This window comes from Actinomadura sp. WMMB 499, from assembly GCF_008824145.1.
GTDB lineage: Bacteria > Actinomycetota > Actinomycetes > Streptosporangiales > Streptosporangiaceae > Spirillospora.
This window is the reverse complement of record NZ_CP044407.1, coordinates 3,300,150-3,322,089: the sequence shown is the minus strand read 5'-3', so window position 1 is coordinate 3,322,089 and position 21,940 is coordinate 3,300,150. Positions and strand designations below refer to the sequence as shown.

General features: G+C 72.0%; 23 protein-coding genes, 1 tRNA gene and 1 pseudogene. 12 read left to right on the top strand and 13 right to left on the bottom strand.

Features of this window, described 5'->3' with window-relative positions; all coding sequences use genetic code 11:
- Positions 1 to 118: 118 nt before the first annotated feature.
- Positions 119 to 361 (top strand): annotated as a pseudogene (locus F7P10_RS14470) (glyoxalase/bleomycin resistance/dioxygenase family protein); the annotation flags it as partial.
- A gap of 409 nt (positions 362 to 770) precedes the next feature.
- Here the strand turns inward: F7P10_RS14470 and F7P10_RS14465 are convergent.
- The 3 genes from F7P10_RS14465 to F7P10_RS43290 all read right to left on the bottom strand — a co-directional run bounded on the left by F7P10_RS14465 (position 771) and on the right by F7P10_RS43290 (position 3,226).
- Entirely contained in the window at positions 771 to 1,643 is an 873-nt protein-coding gene (locus F7P10_RS14465; protein WP_151009820.1) for an enoyl-CoA hydratase/isomerase family protein, read from the bottom strand.
- Positions 1,637 to 2,824 (bottom strand): acyl-CoA dehydrogenase, encoded by a 1,188-nt coding sequence (locus tag F7P10_RS14460; RefSeq protein ID WP_218040498.1) that lies wholly within the window; start codon positions 2,822 to 2,824, stop codon positions 1,637 to 1,639. Before F7P10_RS14460 ends, F7P10_RS14465 begins: the two co-directional genes overlap by 7 nt.
- Positions 2,825 to 2,902: 78 nt before the next feature.
- Positions 2,903 to 3,226 carry an SDR family oxidoreductase gene (locus F7P10_RS43290; RefSeq protein WP_218040497.1) on the bottom strand — a complete coding sequence of 108 codons (324 nt, stop codon included), beginning with the start codon at positions 3,224 to 3,226 and terminating at the stop codon, positions 2,903 to 2,905.
- Positions 3,227 to 3,790: 564 nt separating this feature from the next.
- Between F7P10_RS43290 and F7P10_RS14450 the strand changes: the two genes are divergently transcribed.
- Positions 3,791 to 5,050 carry a tyrosine recombinase XerC gene (locus tag F7P10_RS14450; RefSeq protein WP_218040496.1) on the top strand — a complete coding sequence of 420 codons (1,260 nt, stop codon included), beginning with the start codon at positions 3,791 to 3,793 and terminating at the stop codon, positions 5,048 to 5,050.
- Between the two features lie 55 nt (positions 5,051 to 5,105).
- On the opposite strand, the gene F7P10_RS14445 is transcribed toward F7P10_RS14450, so the two are convergent.
- Positions 5,106 to 5,178, bottom strand: a tRNA-Lys gene (locus F7P10_RS14445).
- A gap of 70 nt (positions 5,179 to 5,248) precedes the next feature.
- Here F7P10_RS14445 and F7P10_RS14440 point away from each other — a divergent pair.
- Positions 5,249 to 5,920 (top strand): dienelactone hydrolase family protein, encoded by a 672-nt coding sequence (locus F7P10_RS14440; protein ID WP_151009818.1) that lies wholly within the window; start codon positions 5,249 to 5,251, stop codon positions 5,918 to 5,920.
- Here F7P10_RS14440 and F7P10_RS14435 read toward each other — a convergent pair.
- From F7P10_RS14435 to F7P10_RS45085, 3 genes are all read right to left on the bottom strand, one after another.
- The gene (locus tag F7P10_RS14435; protein ID WP_151009817.1) at positions 5,909 to 6,733 is read right to left on the bottom strand and encodes an ADP-ribosylglycohydrolase family protein; all 825 of its coding nucleotides are present in this window, start codon (positions 6,731 to 6,733) and stop codon (positions 5,909 to 5,911) included. The two genes, F7P10_RS14440 and F7P10_RS14435, sit on opposite strands and share 12 nt — an antisense overlap.
- Complete coding sequence (locus tag F7P10_RS44320; RefSeq protein WP_254716604.1) at positions 6,730 to 7,032, bottom strand: helix-turn-helix transcriptional regulator; 303 nt, start codon at positions 7,030 to 7,032, stop codon at positions 6,730 to 6,732. The genes F7P10_RS14435 and F7P10_RS44320 overlap by 4 nt, the downstream gene beginning before the upstream one ends.
- A gap of 137 nt (positions 7,033 to 7,169) precedes the next feature.
- A complete protein-coding gene (locus tag F7P10_RS45085; RefSeq protein WP_302851468.1) occupies positions 7,170 to 9,344 on the bottom strand; it encodes an AAA family ATPase in 2,175 nt (724 codons plus the stop codon).
- Positions 9,345 to 9,445: 101 nt separating this feature from the next.
- On the opposite strand from F7P10_RS45085, the gene F7P10_RS14425 reads away from it, so the two are divergent.
- From F7P10_RS14425 to F7P10_RS14400, 6 genes are all read left to right on the top strand, one after another.
- Positions 9,446 to 10,522 carry an alkene reductase gene (locus F7P10_RS14425; RefSeq protein ID WP_151018038.1) on the top strand — a complete coding sequence of 359 codons (1,077 nt, stop codon included), beginning with the start codon at positions 9,446 to 9,448 and terminating at the stop codon, positions 10,520 to 10,522.
- Between the two features lie 173 nt (positions 10,523 to 10,695).
- Entirely contained in the window at positions 10,696 to 11,982 is a 1,287-nt protein-coding gene (locus F7P10_RS14420) for a family 1 glycosylhydrolase (RefSeq protein ID WP_151009816.1), read from the top strand.
- 93 nt (positions 11,983 to 12,075) lie between these two features.
- Positions 12,076 to 12,471, top strand: coding sequence for an SCO5389 family protein (locus F7P10_RS14415; protein ID WP_151009815.1), 396 nt, complete (start codon positions 12,076 to 12,078; stop codon positions 12,469 to 12,471).
- Positions 12,472 to 12,684: 213 nt separating this feature from the next.
- Positions 12,685 to 13,221: a hypothetical protein gene (locus tag F7P10_RS14410; protein ID WP_151009814.1), complete on the top strand. Its 537-nt coding sequence runs from the start codon at positions 12,685 to 12,687 to the stop codon at positions 13,219 to 13,221.
- Positions 13,218 to 13,463, top strand: a complete 246-nt coding sequence (locus F7P10_RS14405) for a BON domain-containing protein (RefSeq protein ID WP_151009813.1) — start codon at positions 13,218 to 13,220, stop codon at positions 13,461 to 13,463. Before F7P10_RS14410 ends, F7P10_RS14405 begins: the two co-directional genes overlap by 4 nt.
- Positions 13,460 to 14,221, top strand: a complete 762-nt coding sequence (locus tag F7P10_RS14400; RefSeq protein WP_151009812.1) for a metallophosphoesterase — start codon at positions 13,460 to 13,462, stop codon at positions 14,219 to 14,221. Before F7P10_RS14405 ends, F7P10_RS14400 begins: the two co-directional genes overlap by 4 nt.
- A 61-nt stretch (positions 14,222 to 14,282) precedes the next feature.
- Here F7P10_RS14400 and F7P10_RS14395 read toward each other — a convergent pair whose 3' ends face one another.
- Positions 14,283 to 15,131, bottom strand: a complete 849-nt coding sequence (locus tag F7P10_RS14395; protein WP_151009811.1) for an SDR family oxidoreductase — start codon at positions 15,129 to 15,131, stop codon at positions 14,283 to 14,285.
- Between the two features lie 191 nt (positions 15,132 to 15,322).
- Between F7P10_RS14395 and F7P10_RS14390 the strand changes: the two genes are divergently transcribed.
- The 3 genes from F7P10_RS14390 to F7P10_RS14380 all read left to right on the top strand — a co-directional run bounded on the left by F7P10_RS14390 (position 15,323) and on the right by F7P10_RS14380 (position 18,105).
- Positions 15,323 to 16,096, top strand: coding sequence for an SDR family NAD(P)-dependent oxidoreductase (locus tag F7P10_RS14390; RefSeq protein WP_151009810.1), 774 nt, complete (start codon positions 15,323 to 15,325; stop codon positions 16,094 to 16,096).
- Between the two features lie 8 nt (positions 16,097 to 16,104).
- The gene (locus F7P10_RS14385; RefSeq protein WP_151009809.1) at positions 16,105 to 16,869 is read left to right on the top strand and encodes a crotonase/enoyl-CoA hydratase family protein; all 765 of its coding nucleotides are present in this window, start codon (positions 16,105 to 16,107) and stop codon (positions 16,867 to 16,869) included.
- 165 nt (positions 16,870 to 17,034) lie between these two features.
- The gene (locus tag F7P10_RS14380) at positions 17,035 to 18,105 is read left to right on the top strand and encodes a hypothetical protein (RefSeq protein ID WP_151009808.1); all 1,071 of its coding nucleotides are present in this window, start codon (positions 17,035 to 17,037) and stop codon (positions 18,103 to 18,105) included.
- 194 nt (positions 18,106 to 18,299) lie between these two features.
- Here the strand turns inward: F7P10_RS14380 and F7P10_RS14375 are convergent, their stop codons facing one another.
- From F7P10_RS14375 to F7P10_RS14360, 5 genes are all read right to left on the bottom strand, one after another.
- Positions 18,300 to 18,833: an excalibur calcium-binding domain-containing protein gene (locus F7P10_RS14375; protein WP_151009807.1), complete on the bottom strand. Its 534-nt coding sequence runs from the start codon at positions 18,831 to 18,833 to the stop codon at positions 18,300 to 18,302.
- Positions 18,834 to 18,989: 156 nt separating this feature from the next.
- Positions 18,990 to 19,148, bottom strand: a complete 159-nt coding sequence (locus tag F7P10_RS42330) for a hypothetical protein (RefSeq protein ID WP_176611469.1) — start codon at positions 19,146 to 19,148, stop codon at positions 18,990 to 18,992.
- On the bottom strand, positions 19,145 to 20,281 hold the full coding sequence (locus F7P10_RS14370) for a TIGR03364 family FAD-dependent oxidoreductase (protein ID WP_151009806.1): 1,137 nt from the start codon (positions 20,279 to 20,281) through the stop codon (positions 19,145 to 19,147). Before F7P10_RS14370 ends, F7P10_RS42330 begins: the two co-directional genes overlap by 4 nt.
- Positions 20,282 to 20,398: 117 nt before the next feature.
- On the bottom strand, positions 20,399 to 21,271 hold the full coding sequence (locus F7P10_RS14365) for a cytochrome c biogenesis CcdA family protein (RefSeq protein WP_151009805.1): 873 nt from the start codon (positions 21,269 to 21,271) through the stop codon (positions 20,399 to 20,401).
- 3 nt (positions 21,272 to 21,274) lie between these two features.
- Positions 21,275 to 21,829 carry a redoxin family protein gene (locus F7P10_RS14360; RefSeq protein ID WP_151009804.1) on the bottom strand — a complete coding sequence of 185 codons (555 nt, stop codon included), beginning with the start codon at positions 21,827 to 21,829 and terminating at the stop codon, positions 21,275 to 21,277.
- Positions 21,830 to 21,940: the final 111 nt, after the last annotated feature.

Below are 21,940 nucleotides of genomic sequence, written 5' to 3'. Positions count from 1 at the left end.
GTCGACCCGAGCCGGAACGCGGGGACCGCTCGGCCCTGGACGCCGCCTCGTTCCAGCGTCTGACGCGTTGCGGTGGCCTCTTCGGCTGGGCGACGCGGCGGGTGCCTCACTTCTCACCGGCTACGCCAACTTCGCCGTCACCGAGCCGCCGCTCAAGCTCGTCCTGATCGAGGGCGGCGAGCCCACCCGCCTGAACCACCTCGGCGTCGAGGTCGCCGACACCGCCCAAGTCACCGACGCCGGGCTGGCCACCTTCTCCGAGGACGACACCTCCTGCAGCTGCGCCTGCAGGACAAGGTCTGGGTCACCGCATCCGGCAGCGAGCCCTGGGAGGTCTACGTGGTTCAAGGACGACACCGACACCCTGGCCAAGGACGAGGACTCGGCCTGCTGCGCCTCCACCGCCGGCGAAGCCGCGACGGCCTCCGCGGTTCTGCCTGCTGCTGACCGGACCCCGGGCTGCAGGGTGCTCGCGGCCACCGGGGCCGCGAGCACCCCGCTCTGTGTTCACCTTCCGCCCTGCCGTGGTGTTCGTGTGATCGCTCCGAGAGCGTCTAACCGGGATGACGAGCGAGCGGAGCTGAACCTTCGTGAGATCCTCCGCATTCTCCAACCGCTCACGCGCGGAGCACGTGACTTCCACTTCGCGCTGTTCGGCGCGTTTTTGCCTTCAGATGGGTCTTTTCTTCATCACCGTCTTTCGGCTCCACATCCCATGGAAGCCGTTGTCGAGGACATGGTGAAGAGCCGGTGAGGCCTGACGAGCGTCTTCAGGAATCGGTGTACTTCGGAGGGCGGCGCTCGAGGAAGGACATGGCCTGCTCGGTTGTGTCGCGGGTGTACGAGGTGAGGATCTGGGTGCGGTTCTCCAGGTCGATGCCGGCCTGGAGGCTGGAGACCTCGAGTTGGCTCCAGGCGACCTCCTTGGTCATCCAAACGCCCATGGGGCTGTTGGCGCAGATCTGGGCCGCAGTTTCCAGGGCGGCCTCGACCGCCTTGCCCTCGTCGACGACCCGGCCGACCAGGCCGATGCGCAGCGCCTCCTCGGCCTCGACGAACCGGCCGGTGAGCAGGAGCTCGTGGGAGAGGCCCGCGCCGATCAAGCGGGGCAGCAGCCAGCTGACGCCGATGTCGCAGCCGGACAGGCCGATCCTGACAAATGCTGCGTTGAACTTCGCCGTGACGGAGGCAACGCGGACGTCGCTGGCCAGCGCGAGGGCGAGGCCGCCGCCGGAGGCCGGGCCGTTGACGGCCGAGATGACGGGCTGGCGCAGGTTGCGCAGCTTGGGGACGAGGGAGGCGATGGCCTGCTGGACGTGCATGCCCGCCTGCGGGCTCTTGCGCCAGACGGCCTCCTCCTCCGAGACGGGTGGGGAGACGTTGCGGTTCGGGGTTTCATGCAGGTCCAGGCCCGCGCAGAACGCCCGGCCCGCCCCCGTCAGCACCACGACCCGGCAGGAGTCGTCCAGCGCAACGTCGTCGAGCGCCGCGTGCAGATCTTTGACCAGTTCGCCGGACATGGCGTTGAGCCGGTGCTCCCGGTCGAGGGTGAGTAGTCGGACACCGGGCGCGGGCTCCTCGACGCGCACCGTCTTGCCCGAGGCAGGGGTGTCGCGCAGATAGACGTCACGGTTGATCAGCATTGGTTTCCTTTGTTGAGGGGAGAATGGTTCGTTCCGTCGGTGCGGCTGATGAGTGGGGCGCGAGGAAGTCCGAGGACGCGTCCGGCGATCTGGTCGCGGCTGATCTCGAAGGTGCCGTCGGCGGTGGTCAGCACGTGAGTGCCGAGTAGCGAGGTGGCGGCGACGCCGCCGAACCCGTCGGTGAAGGCGAGATCCCCATCGGCGGACTCCGCGAGCAGTTCCGCAGTGCGCTGTCCGTCTTTGGGGCCCGCGAGCTTGGTGATGTCGCCTTCGAGACCGGGACCGCCGCCGACGGCGCGGACCGCGCGGCGCAGGTTCAGCAGCCGCAGGGCGATGCCCTCGGCGGCATGCCTATCAACGCGGACCTTCGCCGCGGAGACCCGGTGGTGAACCGTTCGTAAAGTTCGAAGATTCTGCTCCGTGCTCATACCGCCGACTCCGCCCGCAGGCTCACCCGTCCGTTGCCCATGGTGGCGCTCCGTCGCCACCAGCATGTCCGCCAGGTGGTGCTTCACCGCCTGGAACGTCCCGGTCCTCCGACCGAACTGCTCACGCACCCTGGCGTAGGCTGTCGCAACCTCGACGCACTCCCGCGCTCCTCCGGTGGACTCGGCCGCCACCAGCGTCCGGAACACCGCCACAGCGTCGCCCCGGGCGTCGGCCAGTGCCTCGGCGGCGATGCAGACGCCGTCGAGCCGGAACCGAGCCGACCACCGCGAGCGATCCGGCGACGGCGGACGCTCGACCGTCACCCCGGGCGCATCCGGCGAGACCGCCAGCAGATCGTCCCCGACCGCCACGAGGACGTGGTCGGTCAGAGCACCGCCTGGGACGATCCCCGACCCGCCGGTCAGGGTTCTGTCGCCCTTCCCGTCCCCGGTGAGCGCCGGTCCCGTTCCGCGACCAAGGCCGACGGCCCTTACGGCAGTCCCCGCGGCCAACCGCGGCAGCAGGCGGCGGGCACGCAGTTGCTCGCTCCTCTTGGCGGAGACCACCGCAGACTCCAGGACGGTCGGGAGCACCGGTCCCGGGGTGACCGCACGGCCGCGCTCCTCGATCACGGCCGCCGGCTCCGGCAGCCCGAAGCCCCCGCCGCGATGCCCCTTGGGCAGGTGTACACCGAGCAGCCCCTGCAAATCCTTCCAGAAGCCCGGCAGCGCCTCCTCTTCCGCTTCCAGCAACGCTTTGCCCGCCTCACGCGCGCCGTGCGATCTCAGGAAGGGCGGCCGGTTCCCGGTGCTCCTCGCTGAGGGCGATACTCATGGCCTGTCCTCACTTCGCTGCGCGTCGAGCCGGCGGGTTCCGCCAGCGGGGTCTTCTCGATTCGAACGGGCCCTTGGTCGGCGCGGTACCAGGCGGCCGTCGGCGATGACGACTTGTCCGGCGACGAAACTGGAGGCGTCGGAGGCGAGGAACAACGCCGGGCCGACCATTTCGTCGGGGGCGGCCGTGCGCTTCTGCAGGGCGGACTGCTCCATGACAGCCGGAAACTCCGGTGGGCTGTTGCGGACCATGTCGGTGTTCACGGTGCCCGGCGCCAGAGCGTTGACGCGGATGCCGCAGAGAGCGAATTCCGAGGCCATGGAGCGGGTGTAGGGCCACCACGGCGCTCGCCCCGGCGGCGACGAACCCCTCGGCGATCGCCCGGCCGATCCCGCGTGTGCCTCCGATGACGATTGCGACCCGTCCCGTCAGGTCGATCAGCGACCGCAGGCGCTCAGCGTCCACGTCGGCCTCCCGGCGGCTGGAGCGAGAAGGCGCCCCGCCCGCGCAGCTCTGATACGGGACGCCAGCTCTGGGAACCAGGGTTCTCCGTATCTTATGGGTGGGCTTGAGGAAAATCATGGTGCTGGTCTAGCTCACGACCTGCTGTGTAGCCTCAGGTTTCGATGAAGGGGGCGACGTACAAGAGGTGTAAATGCCGTGGCGCAGACGGAAAGGAACTTGCTTCCCGCTGTCCGCGGTTGCGTCACGAGGACGGCACTTGGAATCCGCGGCACGGTACTTGGTACTTCTACCTGGAGCTCGACGCCGGCCCGGATGGCAGGCGCCGTAGGATCCGCCGGGGCGGGTTCGTCTCACCAGAGGACGCCGAGGGCGCCTTGGAGGATGCACGGTGCCGGGCGTTGCGCGGCTTGGATCCGGACGTGCGGTACACGCTCGGGCAATACCTGGATGAGTGGCTCGACGGCCACCGTGGTCTGCGCCGGAGTACCCGCAAGTCCTACGGCGAGCACATCGAGTACTACCTCAAACCCCACCTGGGGCACATCGAACTGGATCGGCTACGCGTTGCCCATGTGAACGAGATGTTCGCCGCGATCGACGCCGACAACGAGCGCATCACTTGCGCGGCGGAGGAACGCCGACGGTTGCTGGCGGCTGCCCGGCAGGCATGGCGATCTGGGGACAAGACCGCGCACAAGGCCGCGCGCGCCGAACTCGCCGGGCTTTCACCGCACCGCCGGACGGTCGGAGCGGCGACCATGCAGCGGATCCGCGCGACGCTCCGGTCGGCCCTGGCCGACGCCGTACGGCAAGGCCTGGCCACGGAGAACGTGGCGAAGCTGGCCAAGCTCGAAACGGGCAAGCGCCCCAAGGCGCTGGTGTGGACCACCGAACGCGTCACCGCATGGCAGAACGCCTATGAGCGGGAACTGGTCGCGGAGCGGGAACGGGCCGGGGGCTGTACTGGCAGCGCGTTCAAGGTCTGGGCGTCGCTACAGCGCCCTTCACGGGTGATGGTGTGGACACCCGAACAGATCGGGATTTTCCTCGATCACGCGACCGACCACCCTTTGTATCCGCTGTTCCACCTGATGGCTTTCCGGGGGTTGCGACGCGGTGAGGCTTGCGGGCTCGCGTGGCCGGACCTCGACTTGGACGCGGCGACGCTGACCGTCCGGGAGAACCGCGTGAAGATCACCTATGGGGAGATCGAGGACGGCGACCCCAAGTCCGAGGGCGGCGATGACACGATCGCGCTCGACTCGGCCACTGTGGCCGTGCTGCGAACCCACCGTCGGTGCCAGGAAGAGGTCAGGGCGGAGTGGGGCCGGGCGTGGCAGGACTCAGGAAAGGTCTTCACCCGCCGGGACGGCTCGGCGCTGCATCCCGATCATGTGACCGACGCGTTCGCCCGGCTCGCCCACGACGCCGGGCTGCCGCCCGTCCGCCTGCACGACCTGCGCCACGGCGCCGCGACGCTGATGCTCGCCGGTGGCGCGGACATGAAGCTGGTCCAGGCGTTGCTGCGGCACTCCTCGCTCGCCATCACGGCCGACACCTACACCAGCGTCCTCCCCGAGGCCGCCGAAGCCGCTGCAGCACTGGTGCCAAGGAAGATCCCGGCCGCGAATGCCCGGTCTTCTGTCCTCCCCACGTCCTCCCCGAACGAGGAAGAGTAGCCCTCACCGCACGGACAGTAGAACGTTCCCGCAGGTCACGGCGCATACATGTAAGTGGGTCGCGTGGGACTCGAACCCACAACCTACGGATTAAAAGTCCGGAGCTCTGCCAATTGAGCTAGCGACCCGTCCAGCAAGCGTACCGAGATCGGTGCCGGGTTCGCGACGGGGTTACGGGGGAGGGTGGATCATGGGGGGATGAAGCGGGTTGAGCGGGTACGCGGACGGTTCGATCTGACGGTGTGGGGCGACGGGCCCGGGCCGGGGATCCTGCTGGTGCAGGAGATCTTCGGGGTGGGCGAGTACATCGAGGCGGTCGCCGAGGATCTCGTGGGGTTGGGGTACGTGGTCGGGGCGCCGGACATGTTCTGGCGGATCGAGCCGAACTGGGCCGTGCGGCATGACGAGGAGGCCGTGCCTCGGGGGCTGTCGATGGTGTCCAGGTTCGACTGGGAGGCCGGGGTCGAGGATCTCGAGGACGCGCTGCGGTGCCTGCAAGGGCTGCCCGAGGTCGGACGGGTGGGGGTGCTGGGGTTCTGTTTCGGGGGCAATCTCGCGTACCTGCTGGCCGGTCGGGTGGAGTTGCCCGCGGTTTCGTTCTATGGGTCCGCTGTGCCCGCGGAGGTGGGGCGGATGGCGAGTGTTCGGGGGCCGTTGCAGCTGCACTTCGGAGGGGACGATCCGTACATCCCGCGGGAGGACGTCGCGAAGGTCGAGCGGGCGGCGAGGGACGGTGTGGAGGTGCATGTGCAGGAGGACGGCGGGCACGCGTTCCACAACCGGAAGGCGCCGATGTTCTACCAGGAGGCGCCCGCGGAGCGGGCGTGGGCGCTCGCGGTGGATTTCCTGGGGCGCCACCTACAGGGGTAGGGGTTCGCACTGGGCGATCCAGTGCGCCGGGGGGTCGCCGATGATGCCGCCGACGATGGCGCAGTTGGTGTCGATGTCGCCGCCGGCGGCGGCGGTCGTCCAGAAGGCGCGCTCGTAGTCGCCCTGGTTGCGGGCCGCGGCCCAGAGGGCGAACGGGACGGTGTCGTGTGCGGCGACCTGGCGTCCGTTGCCGAGGATCGAGGAGACGGTCAGGGGGTCGCCGAGGGGGAGGAGGTGGCGGGCCTCGATGATGCCGTCGCGGACGTTCGTCGGGGGCGTGTGGTCGATGATCGTGTCGAGGAACGCGCCCGGGGTGGTGCGGGGGAGGGACGTCGCGACCGCGACGGCGATCGCGCCGGCGACGGCTTCGGGGTGCGGGTGGGTGACCTCGGCGGAGAGGGCCGCCTGGCGGGCGGTGGTGGCGGGGTCGTCGAAGTGGGCGCCGATGGGGGCGACGCGCATGGCGGCGCCGTTGCCCCAGGAGCCCTGGCCGCCGAAGGGTTCGCGGGCGAGGGTGCGCCAGTCGCCGCCTTCGCGGATCAGCCGGAGGAGGCGGTTGGTGGAGGGGCCGTAGCCGCGGTCGAAGTCGTGGTTGCGGGCGAAGGCGGCGGCGAGGGCGTCCTGGTCGATGGTGTTGTACGACTGGAGGATCTTGTAGATCGAGGTCGCCATCTCGGTGTCGTCCGTCCACTGCCAGGGGCCGGGAGGGAGTGTCTGGGCCTCGTAGTACGGACGGTTGGCGGGGACGAAGAACTGGGAGCCGAGCGCGTCGCCCACTGCAAGGGCCTGGAGTGCTGCATGGGCGCGGTTCAAGCGGGCTCCAGGAAGTCGGAGAGTTCTTTGCGCGAGGAGATCCCGAGCTTCGGGTACGCCTTGTACAGGTGGTACTCGACGGTGCGAGGACTCAGGAACAGTTGTGCGGCGATCTCCCGGCTGCTGGTGCCATCGGCCGCCAACCGGACGACTTGGAGTTCCTGCGGCGTCAACCGTTCGAGCGCGTCCGGTGCGGCGGGGGCCGTCGAGGATTCGCCCGTCGCCCGCAGTTCGGCGCGCGCGCGGTCCAGCCAGGGCGTCGCTCGAAGACGTTCGAAGGTCTCTACTGCAGAGCGCAAGGGGATTCGGGAGTCGGAGCGACGTCGGGAACGGCGGAGCCACTCGCCGTAGACGAGTTCGGTTCGGGCTCTCTCGAACGGGCGCCCTGACTGTTCGTGCAACTCGGCTGCGAGCTTGAAGGGTTCTTCCTCGTCGGTCAGCAGGGCCTCGCAGCGTGCGGCGACTGCGAGCGCCCACGGTCGGTTCGAGGCGTCGGCCCACGTGCGGAAGCGCCGGTGGGCGGGGCGTCCGAGGTCGGGGGTGCCCGCGCGGACGGCGGCCTCGACGTGGTCGGCGGCGGAGAGGATCGCGTGGGTGCCGAACGCGCGGGGGCCGTTCGCGATGCCGTCGAGGCGGCGCAGGGCGTCGTCGTGGCGGCCGAGCGCGAGGTCGAGGAGGGCGCGGGCGCTGTCGGCGTAGCCGCCGCCGGGGGCGGGGCGTCGCGGGTGAGGTCGCGGAGGCGGTCCGCGTCGCCCTCGATGGCGGCGACGCGGGCGAGGACGGCGCCGAGCCGGCCGGTGCGGCGGGTGAGGCCGGTGTCGTGGGCGAGGGCGAGGGCCTCGGCGACGGAGGCTTCGGCGTCGGCGTGCAGGCCGGTCATGATCTGCGCGTGGGCCCGGGTCTGCAGGATGCCGGGGAGGGCGGTGACGAGGCCGTGCCGGCGGCAGCGGTCGGCTTCGGCGGCGGTGAGGTCGAGGACGGCGCGGTCGTCACCGGTGATGAGCGCGATCTGGGCGGCGCGGAGCGGTTCGGCGGCGCGGGCGACGAGGTCGGCGAGGAGCGGGAGGCCGCGGGCGTGCTCGCCGCGGATCAGGTGCGCGAGGCCCTGGACGTACGGGTCGTCCGGCAGGTCGGCGGCGATGCGCAGGACGGACGGTGCATCGCCGGACGTCCACGCGTAGGTGGCGGCGTCGCGGAGCATCGCGGTGCGGTCGGCGGGCGCGGCGCCGGCGGCGTGCCCGGTGAGCATGCGGACGGCGGCGCGGGGGTCGCCGCGTTCGGATTCGGCGGTCGCGTGGAGGCGGCCGAGGCGGGCGCGGGCGGCGGGGTCGGTGGTGAGGCGTTCGGCGGACGCGGCGAGCTGTTCGGCTTCCTCGGTGTTGCCCGCCTGGAGGGTGAGGTCGGCGGCGGCGGTGAGGCGGGCCGCGCGCGCTTGGGTGCCGGGTGTGAGTTCGGCGGCCTGCCTGTAGAGGGCGGAGGCCGTGGCGTAGCCGGTGCGGTTCCGCGCGCGCTCTGCGGCGTCCTGCAGTTCCTGGGCGATGTCCTCGTCGGGGACCAGGGCGGCGGACGCGCGGTGCCGCACCCGGCAGTCGGGGTCGTCGGCGATGTCGGCGATGGCCTGGTGGACGGCGATGCGCTGGGTCGCGACGGCGCCCTGGTAGGCGGCCGTGAGGATGAGCGGGTGCCGGAAGGCGACGGAGCGTCCGGACACGTCGATGAGCCCGGCGCGTTCGGCGGCGGTGAGGTCGGTGAGCCCGGCGTCGAGGCGTTCGGCGGCGCGCAGCAGCGTGGGCATGTGGCCGCGCCCCTCGGCGGCCGCGATCAGCAGCATGAGCTGGGTCTTGTCGGGGAGTTCGGCGATGCGCTCGCGGAACGCGGCGGTGACCCGGTCGGCGACGGGGAGCGGGTCGGGGTTGCACGGCACCCGCCGCCCGGCGGCGGCGAGTTCGCGGAGGGCGAGGGGGTTGCCCTGGGACTCGCGGATGATGCGGGCGCGGGCGGCGCGCGGGACGTCCCGGTCGGCGAGCATCCGTTCGGCGTCGGGGGTGGTGAGGCGCTCGAGGAGCAGCTCGGGCAGGCCGGTGCCGGCGAAGCCGGCGTCGCGGGCGGCGAACAGCATGACGACGCCGTCGGCGGTGAGGCGGCGGGCGGCGAACAGCAGGGCCTGCGCGGTGGCGTCGTCGAGCCACTGGGCGTCGTCGACGACGCAGAGGGCGGGCCCGCTCTCCTCGGCGAGGTCGGCGAAGAGGGTGAGGACGGCGAGTCCCGCGGTGAACCGGTCGCGGTGGTCGGTGGGCGCGCCGGGGGCGTCGAACGCGGTGCGCAGCGCGGCGGACTGGGCGGCGGGCAGCGCGTCCAGCCGGTCGCGGACGTTCCAGAGCAGCTGGTTCAGGCCCGCGTAGGCGAGGTTGGCCTCTGCCTCGACGCCGACGGCGCGCAGGACGTGCGCGCCGCCGGCCGCGCGGAGCGCCGCGCCGGCGTCGTCCAGCAGCGCGGACTTGCCGATGCCGGCCTCGCCGCGCAGCAGCAGGGCGGCGCTGCGGCGGTGGTCGCGGGCCTCGTCGAGCAAGGTGGCGATGCGCGTTCGTTCGGTGTTCCGCCCGTAGAGCACGTGTCCAAACTACGGGGCCAGGTACCGAAACGGTACGGATGCGGTCCGTATGCGGGGGTTCGTAGGTTCATGACCACCGGAAACACCGCTAGGAGGACATGATGGACGAGCTGTTCGAGCCGCTGCCGATCGGGAAGCTGGAGCTGCCGAACCGGCTGGTGATGGCCCCGATGACCCGCAGCCGGGCGTTCGAGGACGGCAAGGTGACGGAGCTGACCGCGGAGTACTACCGACAGCGGGCGGGCGCCGGGCTGATCGTGACCGAGGCGGTGCAGCCGAACGTCCGGGGCCAGGGGTACATGTGGACGCCGGGCCTGCACAGCGGCGAGCAGGTGGCGGCGTGGCGGAAGGTGACGGACGCGGTGCACGCGGACGGCGGGCGGATCTTCGCGCAGCTCATGCACTCGGGACGTGTCGGGCATCCGGTGCTGTACCCGGACGGGGGCCTGCCGGTGGGGCCGTCGCCGATCCCGAGCGGCGACGCGATGTTCCACCCGGACGGCATGCTGGACCATCCGGAGCCGCGGGAGATGGCGCGGGACGACATCGCGGAGGCGGTCGCCGCGTTCGCCGCCGCCGCGCGCAACGCGATCGAGGCCGGGTTCGACGGGATCGAGATCCACGGCGCGAACGGGTACCTGATCCACCAGTTCCTGGGCGACGGCAGCAACGTCCGGACGGACGAGTACGGCGGGACGGTCGCGAACCGGATCAGGTTCGGCGTGGAGGTCGCGCGGGCCGTCGCGGCGGCGGTCGGCCCCGAGCGGGTGGGCTTCCGGGTGTCGCCGGGCAACGGGGCGGGCGGGGTCACCGAGAGCGACGTGCCGGACCTGTACGCGGCGCTCGTCGCGGCCCTCGCCCCGCTCGGCCTCGCGTACCTGCACGTCATGGAGGCGGGCAACCGGGAGGTCACGCGGCTGATCCGCGCGGGCTGGCCGGGCGCGCTCGTCCTGAACCCGCACCCGGTGGCGGACGGCGCGCCGTCGAACCCCGAGGACGGCGCGGCGGCGCTGCGCGAGGGCGTCGCGGACGCGATCGCGCTGGGGCAGTTGTGGCTGGCGAACCCGGACCTGCCGGAGCGGGTCCGCGCGGGCGGCCCGTACAACGCGGCCGACGCGGCGTCCTTCTACGGCGGCGACCACCGCGGCTACACCGACTACCCGGCGCTCGCGGGCTGATACCCCGCCCCGCACCGTTCCGCACGGTGCGGGGCTCGCCGGATGTGGCCGTTCCGAGGCATTGACGGGTGCCTCTCCAGGATCTGTAGTCCGAGAAAGGCTCATGTTCATCGGAGGTTCCCGTGCTCGGCCGATCCCGTTGTGCGTGTCTCCTGTCCCTTCTCGTACTGCTGATGGCGTCGGCGTCTCCTGCCGCGGCGGACACCGGTGGCACCGCCAGGTTCCCGGCGGACTTCCTCTGGGGCGTCTCCACGAGCGGTTTCCAGAGCGAAGGCCACTTCCCCGACAGCAACTGGACGCGCTACGTCGAACGGGAGGCGGGCGAAGTCGAAGACCAGTACCACGACTCGGTCGATTTCCGGCACCGCTACCCGAGCGACCTCAAGCTCGCGCAGGGGCTCGGCGTGAACGTCTTCCGGACGTCCATCGAGTGGTCGCGGCTCGAACCCCGCCGCGGCCACCGCGACGCGGACGCGATCGCCTACTACGACGACCTCGTCCGCCGCATCCGGGCCGCGGGGATGCGGCCGATGCTGACCCTCGACCACTGGGTGTACCCGGGCTGGGTCGCCGACCAGGGCGCCTGGGACGCCCCCCGCACGCAGGACGACTGGCTCCGCCACGCCCGGTTCGTCGTGAACCGGTATAAGGACATGGACGTCCTGTGGGTCACCTTCAACGAGGCCAGCTCGTACCTCTACCGCGAATTGACGCACCGTCCGATGGACCTCGGGCAGCTCCTCACGATGCAGAAGGCGCTCGTCAAGACCCACCGGGCCGCCTACGACATGATCCACCGCATCGACCCGGGCGCCATGGTGTCGAGCAACGTCGCCTACGGCACCGCCCTGAACGGGCTTTTCGATGCGGCCCTGTTCAACGAGGCCACCGACAAACTCGACTTCATCGGGCTCGACTACTACTACGGCGCGAACCTGGAGAACATCAGCGCCGCCCACGCGCTGACGGGCGAGCTGTGGAAGATCGACCCCGCTCCCGAGGAGTTGTACTACGCGCTGAAGCAATACCACCTGCGCCTACCGGACCTGCCGATCTACATCGTGGAAAGCGGCATGCCCCTGGACAACGGCAAGCCGCGCCCGGACGGCTACACGCGCTCGGACCATCTGCATGACCACATCTACTGGATCCAGCGGGCCATGGCAGAGGGCGTTCCGGTGATGGGCTACAACTACTGGAGCCTCACCGACAATTACGAGTGGGGCAGTTACCGGCCGCGCTTCGGCCTGTACACGGTGGACGTCCTGACCGACCCGTCCCTGACCCGGCGCCCGACCGACGCCGTCCCCACCTACCGTTCGCTGATCGCCCGGCGCGGCGTCCCGTCCGGGTACGTTCCGGTCCGGAAGCCGGGCTGGTGCTCGATCGGTGATCCCCTCGGCAGTTGCTTCGGCACCCCCGCGACCCCGCCCGCCTCGTACCCGTCCGGTGGCTCCTGACCGGAAACTCCTGACCTTCTGCGGCTGGAAATGACAACCGTTTCCATGTGAGAGTGGAGGTGTCCTGCCCGGCCCGCAAAGAGGGAGTGCGTCATGTCGCTGACCGTCGACGACCGGCTCATGGAGACCGCGATGAGGGGAGAGGTGGACGACGCGTCGTTCGTCGCGTGCGTGCGCGCCTCGCTGCCGTACGCGTGGGAGGTGATCAGCGGCGTCGTCGAGCGGATGCGGGACGGCGGCGACGGCTTCGCCGACAACCGGACGCCGCCGCCGGACGAGCGCGCCCGCGGCGAGCTGCTGCGGGCCCTCGCGAGCGACGCGATGCGCGGCGCGCTCGAGCGCCACTTCGGGGTGCGGCTGGCGTTCCAGAACTGCCACCGCGTCGCCGCGTTCGACCCGCGCACCGAAGGCGGCGCCGAACGCTACGACCGGTTCGTCTCGCCGCGCGCCCAGATCCTGAACCAGTCTCCGGAGCTGGTCGACTGCTAAGGGGTCGATCGCGGCGGCCGGGGGCCGGGTCCGCCAGGGCCCGGCCCCCGGCCGCCGCGTGGTGGGGGTCGAATGATCCCTATTTCTCCGGGTATCGCCACCGCGACCGCCAACGAGGTCCAGGGGGATCGCGTGGGAGATGTGCAGACCCGGTCGTGGGCGGCCGGGCGCGGGTCCGGGACTCCGGGGCCGGGCGGGGCCGCGGAGGGGCTCATGCTGAGCCTGAAGCGGGCCGCGGCGGCGATGCGGGACGCGGACGTCGGGTACGCGCTCGCGGGCGGGTTCGCCGCGTACGCGCACGGGGCGGCGGTGTCGACGCACGACGTCGACTTCGTCGTGCGGCCGCAGGACGTGGGGGCGGCGCTCGGCGCGCTCGTCGACGCGGGGATGCCGCACCTGGAGAGCCCGGAGAACTGGCTGGAGAAGGCGACGGACGGCGAGCACGTCATCGACCTGATCCACACGCCGTCCGGGCGTCCAGTGGACGCCGCGCTGCTCGGCCGGACGCACGAGATGCCCGTCGGCGCGGTGTTCATGCCGGTGCTGCACGCCACCGACCTGGTGATCATGCGGCTGCTGGCGTTCACCGAGACGGCGTGCGATTTCAGTGGGTTCCTGCACGTGTGCCGGGCGCTGCGGGAGCAGGTCGACTGGCGGCGGGTCGCGGCCGAGACCGCCGACTCCCCGTACGCCCACGCCTTCCTCACCCTGCTCGCCCGGCTGAACGTCATCGAAGGGGGCGACCCGTGACCGATCCGTCCGCGTACATATCCGCCCACATCCAGGAACGGCTCGCGAGCGAGGCGCACGAGCTCGGTATCCGCGTCGACGTCCGCGGCGGCGTCGTCCATCTGCGGGGGCAGGTGGCGAGCGAGGAGCAGCGCCGGGACGTCGAGGAGGCCGCGCGCGCGGCGGCGGAGGGGCATCGCATCTGCAACGAGCTGTCGGTCTTCGAGGTCCGGGAGCCGGACCGGGAGGAGAGGATCTCATGATCCGTGTCGCGGCGGTGGGGGACCTGCACGTCGGCCCGGAGTCGGCCGGGACGTACCGCGAGCACCTCCACGGGATCGCCGACCAGGCGGACGTCTTCCTGGTGGCCGGCGATCTGACCAGGCACGGGACGCTCGAGGAGAGCCGGGTCGCGGCGGGGGAGCTGCGCGACCTCGGGCTCCCGGTGATCGCCGTGCTCGGCAACCACGACCACCACAGCGGCCTCGAGGACGCCATGTCCGGCCTGCTGCGCGACGCGGGCGTCACGGTCCTGGAGGGGGACGGGACGGTCGTGGACTGCGGCGGCGTCCGGTTCGGCGTCGCGGGCGGCAAGGGGTTCGGCGGGGGCTTCGAGGGCCGGTGCGCCGGTGACTTCGGCGAGGACATGATGAAGCAGTTCGTCCGCCACACCAAGGACTTCTCCGCGCGCCTCGGCACCGCGCTGCTGGAGCTGGACGCCGACGTCCGGGTGGCGCTGACGCACTACTCGCCGGTCGAGGACACCCTGGAGGGCGAGCCGCCGGAGATCTACCCGTTCCTCGGCAGCTACCTGATGGGGGAGGCGATCGACGCGGCGGGCGCCGACCTGGCCGTCCACGGGCACGCCCACAAGGGGACGGAGAAGGGGATGACGCAGGGCGGCGTGCGGGTCCGGAACGTGGCGCTGCCGGTGCTCCAGCACGCGTACGCCCTGTACCGCCTGGAGATGCCCGCGAGCGTGGCGGCGCCGCGCGTCGAGGAGCGCGCCTCCGTCTGGTAGCCGCCCGACCGCTGGCCGCACCGCACGTCGGCCGGCCGGCCGGCCGCCGCGCCGGGAGGCGTCACCCCGGGTGGATCTCGCCGCCGGCCGGGACGAGCGTCTGGCCCGTGTAGTACGACGACGTGCGGTTCGCGGCGAAGAAGACGTACGACGGTGCGACCTCGTCGGGGTCGGCGGGCCGTCCCATCGGCGACTGCCGGCCGAAGCCCTCGACCTTCTCCGCGTCGAACGTCGCGGGGATCAGCGGCGTCCAGACCGGGCCGGGCGCGACGCAGTTGACGCGGATCTCGCGGTCCATGAGGTTCTGCGCGAGGGAGGCGGTCAGCGCCATCACGGCCGCCTTGCTCGCCGAGTAGTCGATCAGCGTCTTGTTGCCGCGCAGCCCGTTGATCGAACCAGTGATCACGATGGACGAGCCGGGGCCGAGGTGGTCGAGGGCCTCCTGGACGGTCCAGAACACGGAGTAGACGTTGACCTCGAACGTGCGGCGGAGCTGCCCGTTATCGATCTCGCGGACGTCGTCGACGGGGGTCTGCGTGCCGTGGTGCAGGACGAGGACGTCCAGGCCGCCGAGGTCGCGGACCGTGTGCCGCACGACCTCGCGGGCGTGCCGCTCCTCGGCGAGGTCCCCGCCGAGCGTGACGCAGTCGGCGCCGGCCGCCCGGACGAGAGCGGCGGTGCGGCGGGCGTCGTCGCTCTCGTTCAGATAGGTGATCGCGACGTCCGCTCCCTCCTTGGCGAACGCGACGGCGACCGCTCGTCCGATGCCGGAGTCCCCGCCGGTGATCAGCGCGCGGCGTCCCGCCAGCAGCCCGCTGCCGGTGTAGTCGCGCATCTCGTCCTTCGGCTCGGGCGTCATGTCCCGGGTGCGGCCCGGGTAGGGCTGGCTCTGCGGCGGCCGTTCGCTCATGGTGGTCCGTTCCCCCTCGAAGTCGGTAGGGCGCGGGTGCCCGGAGCGGTCCGGGCCAAACGCGGGCCGTAGAGTGACTCCTGAGTAACATCCGTGCCTCCGTAATCCGCCGGGGTGTGAGCAGAGCGCGCGGTGACTTCTGGGTAACATCATCCCGAACCACATTCGGTCCCTCACGTAAGGTGCTGCTTATGGACCTGAACGGAGTTTCCGCCGTCGTATCCGGTGGCGCGAGCGGCCTCGGCGAGGCCACCGTCCGATCGCTGGCCGCCGCGGGCGCCAAGGTGGTCGTCGCCGACCTGAACGAGGACAAGGGCAAGGCCCTCGCCGGCGAGATCGGCGGCGTCTTCGTCAAGACCGACGTGACGAACGAGGAGCAGGTGCAGGCCGCGGTGCAGGCCGCCGTCGACACCGGCGCCCCGTTGCGCGTCATCGTCAACAGCGCCGGCATCGGCTGGGCGTCGCGGACGGTCGGCCGGGACGGCACCCCGCACGACCTCGGCGCGTTCGAGACCGTCATCCGGGTGAACCTCATCGGCACCTTCAACCTGATGCGGATCGGCGCCTCGGCCATCTCCAAGACCGACGCCGCGGACGCCGACGGCCTGCGCGGCGTCGTCGTCAACACCGCGTCCGTCGCGGCCCTGGAGGGGCAGACGGGCCAGATCGCCTACTCGGCCTCCAAGGGCGGCATCGTCGGCATGACGCTGCCGGCCGCCCGCGACCTCGCCGCGATCGGCGTCCGGGTCAACACCATCTGCCCGGGCATCATCGACACCCCCATCTACGGCGAGGGCGAGGCCGCGGACGCGTTCAAGGCCAAGCTGGCCGCGCCCGTCCCGTTCCCGAAGCGGATGGGCTCCGCCGCGGAGTTCGCGCACCTGGTCAAGGCGCTCATCGAGAACGACTACATGAACGGCGAGACCATCCGCTTCGACGGTGGTATCCGCTTCCAGCCGAAGTGAGGAACTGAATGTCCGACGCTGTTCTGACCGAAGAGGACGGGGCCGTCCTCACCATCACGATCAACCGTCCCGAGGCCAAGAACGCCGTCAACAGCGAGGTGGCGCAGGGCATCGCGGCCGCGATGGAGGAGCTCGACACCCGCAAGGACCTGTCGATCGGCATCCTCACCGGCGCGGGCGGCACGTTCTGCGCGGGCATGGACCTCAAGGGGTTCCTCACCGGTGACAACCCGATCGTCGAGGGCCGCGGGTTCGCGGGCATCGTCGAGCGTCCGTCCACCAAGCCGCTGATCGCGGCCGTCGAGGGCTTCGCGCTCGCCGGCGGCTGCGAGGTCGCCCTCGCCTGCGACATGGTGGTGGCCGCCCGGGACGCCCAGTTCGGGCTGCCCGAGCCGAAGCGGGGCCTCGTGGCGGCGGGCGGCGGCCTGCTGCGGCTGCCGCAGCGGATCCCGTTCCACATCGCCATGGAGATGGCGCTGACCGGCGACAAGTACGCCGCGGAGCGGATGGCCGAGCTGGGGTTCGTCAACCGGCTCACCGAGCCGGGCGGCGCGCTCGCCGCGGCCAAGGAGCTGGGGCTGAAGGTCGGCGAGAACGCCCCGCTGGCGCTCGCCGCGACCAAGAAGATCATCGTCGAGTCGCCGGACTGGTCGGACGCCGAGACGTGGCAGAAGCAGCAGGAGATCACGCTGCCGGTGTTCACGTCCAAGGACGCCCAGGAAGGCCCGGCGGCCTTCGCCGAGAAGCGCAAGCCGAACTGGAAGGGCGAGTAACTCCCTCGCATCACCCTTCGCGTCTCGCGCGTCACGCAGAGAACGCCCGGAACAGCCGTTCCGGGCGTTCTCTCCTTTTTCTGTGGCCTAATCCGGAACGCCTCTTACCGACCAGTAAGCGGTCCCGTACTGTGTTCCCTGCCAAAACTGATCTTGGGAGCGAATATGCGACGGAAAGCGGCGATGGTGACCGCCGTGGCCTGCGGCGCCGGGACGCTCGCCCTGGCGGCGCCCGCCCACGCCGCCGGCTGGCGGGACATCCCCAGTGCGGCCCTCAACTACAACGGCAGCCTCGACAAGGTCGACTTCGGCGCGACGAACGCGGGCTGGGCCGTCGGGTCCGCGGGCAACCTCTTCAGCCCGCAGGCCAAGCTCGCCCGGTGGAACGGCTCCGGCTGGGTGGCCGACCAGAGCCCGATCGGCTTCACCCCCACCGACGTCGCCGTCGCGAACGCGAACAAGGCGTGGGTCATCGGCTACAGCTGGAACGGCACCAAGGGCCTTTACTGGAACGGCACCGCGTGGAACGAGGTGTCGTACCCGCTCGTCGGATTCCCCACGGCCGTCGACGCCGCCCCCGACGGCACCGCGTGGTCGATCGCCGGCATCGACGCCGCCGCCGGCGGCCCCTGCGCCATCCTCCGCTGGACCGGCAGCGCCTGGGTCGACCCGCAGGTCCCGCTCCCGCCCTCGTCGACCATCACCGCCGTGGACGTCAAGTCCGCGAACGACGTGTGGCTGTCCGGCACCGTCTCGTCCACCGGCACCTCGGTCAACGGCCTCGTCATGCACTTCGACGGGACGGACTGGACGACGATGGTCGTCCCGGGCTCGATGGGCGTCCCCGGCTACCAGGGCACCCTGCACCGCATCGTCGCGCACTCCCCGAACAACGTGTACGTCCTGCGCGTCCGCCAGAACGCCCAGATCACGAACGCGCTGCTGCACTGGAACGGTTCGTCCTGGCGGACCATCAACACCCCGCTCAACGCGGCCGGCATCGGCCTGTCGTCCGACGGCGGCAACGGCGTGGTCATGCTCCCGATCACGACCGGCGGCAAGTCGCAGTACATGCACTACAACGGCTCAAGCTGGACGACCTACAACGGCCCGTCGCGCACCGGGACGGTCCAGGCGGCCGACATCGACGACCGGCCGGGCACGTCCGCGATCGTCAGCGCCGGCACGGCGTCCGACCCGAGCGAGAAGGTCCCGTTCATCGAGTACTTCGACTGACGGACGCGGCGGCGGCCCGGTGGGAGGTCCTGGGGACCGCCCACCGGGCCGCCGCGTTCCCGGTCCCGGGTGCCTCAAGGGTGCCGGGTGTTCGGGGTGGTGGGGGCCGCGAACCGGCGCGCCGGGGCCGCGACGGCCGGGCGTGCCGGTGCGGGCGTGCCGGCCGGCCGACGCGATCCGGGGCCGGCCGGCGTTCAGCGGGTTTCGCAGACGACGCCGTCGCCGTCGCGGTCCTGGTACCAGGAGTACTCGGGCTCGCCGCGGCGGTAGGGGCCGTACCCGGCGGCGTTCGCCTTCGCGCACGAGGAGTACCGGGGGTCGGTGTCCGGGACGGCCGCGGGCTCGGGCTCCGGTTCGCGGGTCGTCTTCCGCGGCTCGGGCTTCGGTGCCCGCGTGGTCGGGGCCGCTTCCGGCGCGGCCGCCGCGTCCGGGACGTCCTCGACGGTCGAGGTCGCCGCCGGGGTCGAGGGCTTCCGCGTGCTCGGGGTCGTGCGCGGGGCCGGGGACGCGGGGGACGGCTCGCCGGCCGTGTCCCGCGGTGTCGAGGAGGACGTGGCACCCGCGGCGCCCGTGCTCTCCGGCGGGGGCGGCGGGGCCATGCCGATCCCGACCCCGGCGACGCAGCCGAACAGGAGGGCGCCGACGCCGATGAGGACGGCGACGAACAGCGGGACGCTCTGGCGCCAGAAGCCCGGCGGACGGGCGGGGCCGTGCGGCGGTGGGTACATGTGAGGTGTCCTGTCCTGCTCGTAATGAGGCGCGGTGATCGTGTGACGTCTCGCGTGATGATGCGGTTCACAAATCGCCGGTCATGTCTCTGGCAGGATCCGGTCACGCCCGCCCCCCGTCACCGTGCGCCCGCCCGTCCGTGCGGCCGTCCGGGGTCAGTCGAGGACGATCGCGGGGAGGTCGGCGACGGAGACCAGGACGTGCGTCGCGCCGGTCAGGACGCCGGCCGCGCGCGTGAACGCCGCCTCGACGAGGCCGCCGTCGAGGACGGCCGTCCCGGCCATGTCGAGCACGGCGATCTCGATGCCGCTCACAGGTTCAGTTCCCTGAGGGTGTCCTCGGCGATGGCGGGGGAGCAGGTCATGCCGCGCCCGCCCGGACCCGTGACCAGCCAGACGTCGTCGCCCAGGTGGGCCCGGTGGACGATCCGGGACGTGTCGGCGCACTGCGCGTACACGCCCGCCCAGCGGCGCCGGACGGGCGGGAGCGCCCGGCCGAGGACGGCCTCGGCGGCGTCCCGCAGGTGGTCGTAGGGGCCCTCGTCGACGTCGAACGGGTACGGCTCGTCGTAGGCGTGCATGTCGCCGATGGTGAGGCCGCCGTCGAGACGCTGGACCATCAGCAACCGCATCGCGTGCTCGGCGGCCGCGGGGGCCTGCGGCTGGGCGCCGGCGAGGGCGTCGAGGGTGGCGCCCCGGTAGGCCGGGTGGTAGCGCAGGCTGTCGCCGTCGGCGACGGACGTGGTGAGCGGTTCGTCCAGCGGCGCGGTCTGCATCATCTGGACGCGCACCCGGCGGACGGGCAGGTCGGGCACCAGCTCGCGGACCATGCCCGACAGGTGCGCGCCGGTGCACAGGACGACGGCGTCGCCCTCGTGCACGGCGCCGTGGTCGTCCCGGACGGACGCGGTGCCGACGTCGCGGATGTCGCCGAGGCCGCGCACCTCGCGTCCGGGCAGCCACGTGTACCGTCCGGTCTCCGCGAGGTTCGCGCGGATCGCGGGCAGGACGGCCCGCGGTTCGACGGCCGCGTCCCGCTCGCACCACAGGGCGCCGAGCATCGTGCCGCGCAGCGCGGGGTTGACGGCGCGAGCCCCGTCGGCGTCGAGGAGCTTGAAGCCGCGCTCGGCGGCGTCCGGACGTTCGGCGACGTCCGCGAGGACGGCCAGTTCGGCCTCGGTGCGGGCCACGGTCAGGGAACCGTTCGCGCGGAAGCCCGCGTCCGGCACGTCCCGCCCGATCCGCTCCCACAGTTCGCGGGCGCGCAGCGCGGTGGAGAGTTCGGCGCCGTCCGCGCGCCCCCCGACCCACACCAGGCCGGAGCCGCGGACGGACGCGCCCCGCGCCTCGGGCTCGCGTTCCACGTGGGCGACGTAGTGGCCGCGCCGAATGGCCTCGGCGGCGTGCATCGTGCCGAGCACGCCGCCTCCGACGATGACGATTCGCATAAGCACCACGGTGCAACATGCCGACATGCCCCCCGTGGCCGTGCGATGGCGTGCCGGTGAACGCGCATCGGCAACCGCGAACGGTTCCGCCGTCCGCCGTCCGCCGTCCGGCGGCCGTCAGACCGGACGGTCCGCGGCCTCTCCGTCGGCATCGGCCCCGGCGCGCTCGTCCGGACGGCGCCACGGTCTGCGCGCCACGACGGTTCCGATCGCGAGGGCGGCGAAGGCGGCGGCGATCCAGCCGACCCCGAGTCCGTCCACCCAGCCCGCCAGCGCGCCCTGCACCTCGGTGGCGGCACCGACGATCGCGGAGTCGGCCGCGCCTCCCGCGTAGACCCGCACCTCGTACCAGCCGTAGTAGGCGACGTAGAGCCCGGCCAGGACCAGCAGGGCGCCGCTCGCGCGGGAGACGTACGGCAGGACCCTGCGGGTGCGCGCCACGGCGGCGTCGCGCGCGAGCGCCACCAGCATCGACAGCACCCCCACGACCAGGCCCATGCCGACCCCGTACGCCGCGAAGGCCGCGAGCCCCGCGCCGACGCCCGTCCCGCCCGACACCAGCCCGGTGACGGCGAGGAACGGCGCGACGGTGCACGACAGCGAGGCGACGGCGTAGGAGAGGCCGTACCCGTACAGTCCCGCGAGCGACCCGGTCAGCTCGCCCGTCCGCAGGCGCGGCAGCCGGAGCAGCAGCTCCCGCCCGGCCACCAGCCACCCGCCGAGCACGACCAGGACCGCGCCCACGACGATCGTGACCCACGGCAGGTACTGCTGGATCGAGGTCGTCAGCACCGAGACCAGCAGGCCGAACGCGCCGAACACGGTGACGAACCCCGCGGTCATCGCGGCGGACAGCCGCAGCGCCCGCCGGACGCCGCCCGCCCCGGGCGCGGCCACCAGCAGCGACAGGAAGGACGGCAGCAGCGCGAAACCGCACGGGTTGAACGCCGCCACCGACCCGGCCGCCAGCGCCAGCGAGATCGTCTCCACGGGTCAGCCGAGCAGACCGTCGACGCGCCGGGCCAGCTCGGCCGTTCCGAGCGGGCCGGACGCGTCGTCCGTCGTCCCGTCGGGGGCCATGAAGACGAACGACGACTGCGTCGTCACCCCGAAGTGCGCGTACAGTTCGCCGCCCGTGTCGTCCAGGTGGGTGAGCCCCCCGGTACCCGTCCGCGACACGAACTCCCGCAGCCGCGCCCGGTCCTTCTCCAGCCCGCCGATGCCGACGAAGGAGACCCGGTCGCCGTACTTCGCGGCGGCCGCGGCCACGTCGGGCCCGTCGGCGACGCACTTGGGGCACCAGGGCGCCCAGAACCAGAACACCACCGGCCGGCCCGCCAGGCTCGCGCCGTCGAACGCCTTGCCGTCCAGCGTCTCGCCCGCGAACCCCAGCGCCTCGGGGACGTCCTCGCCCGTCCCGCCGGACTGCCGGGGCGCGGGCGAACCGGCCGCGGAGGCCGCCGGCTCGGCGGCGGCCGGCTCCGCCTCGCCCCCGCACCCTGCCGCGAACAGCACCGAACCGAGCACGACCACGATCGCTTTCATCATGACCGCGAAGCTAGCCGGACGAACCGGACGCAGACCCTTACGAAGCGGTGACGTCCGTACCTGTCGCTCACGGCTTACTTAGGTTAGCCTTAGCTAACTTCTTGGAGGGGG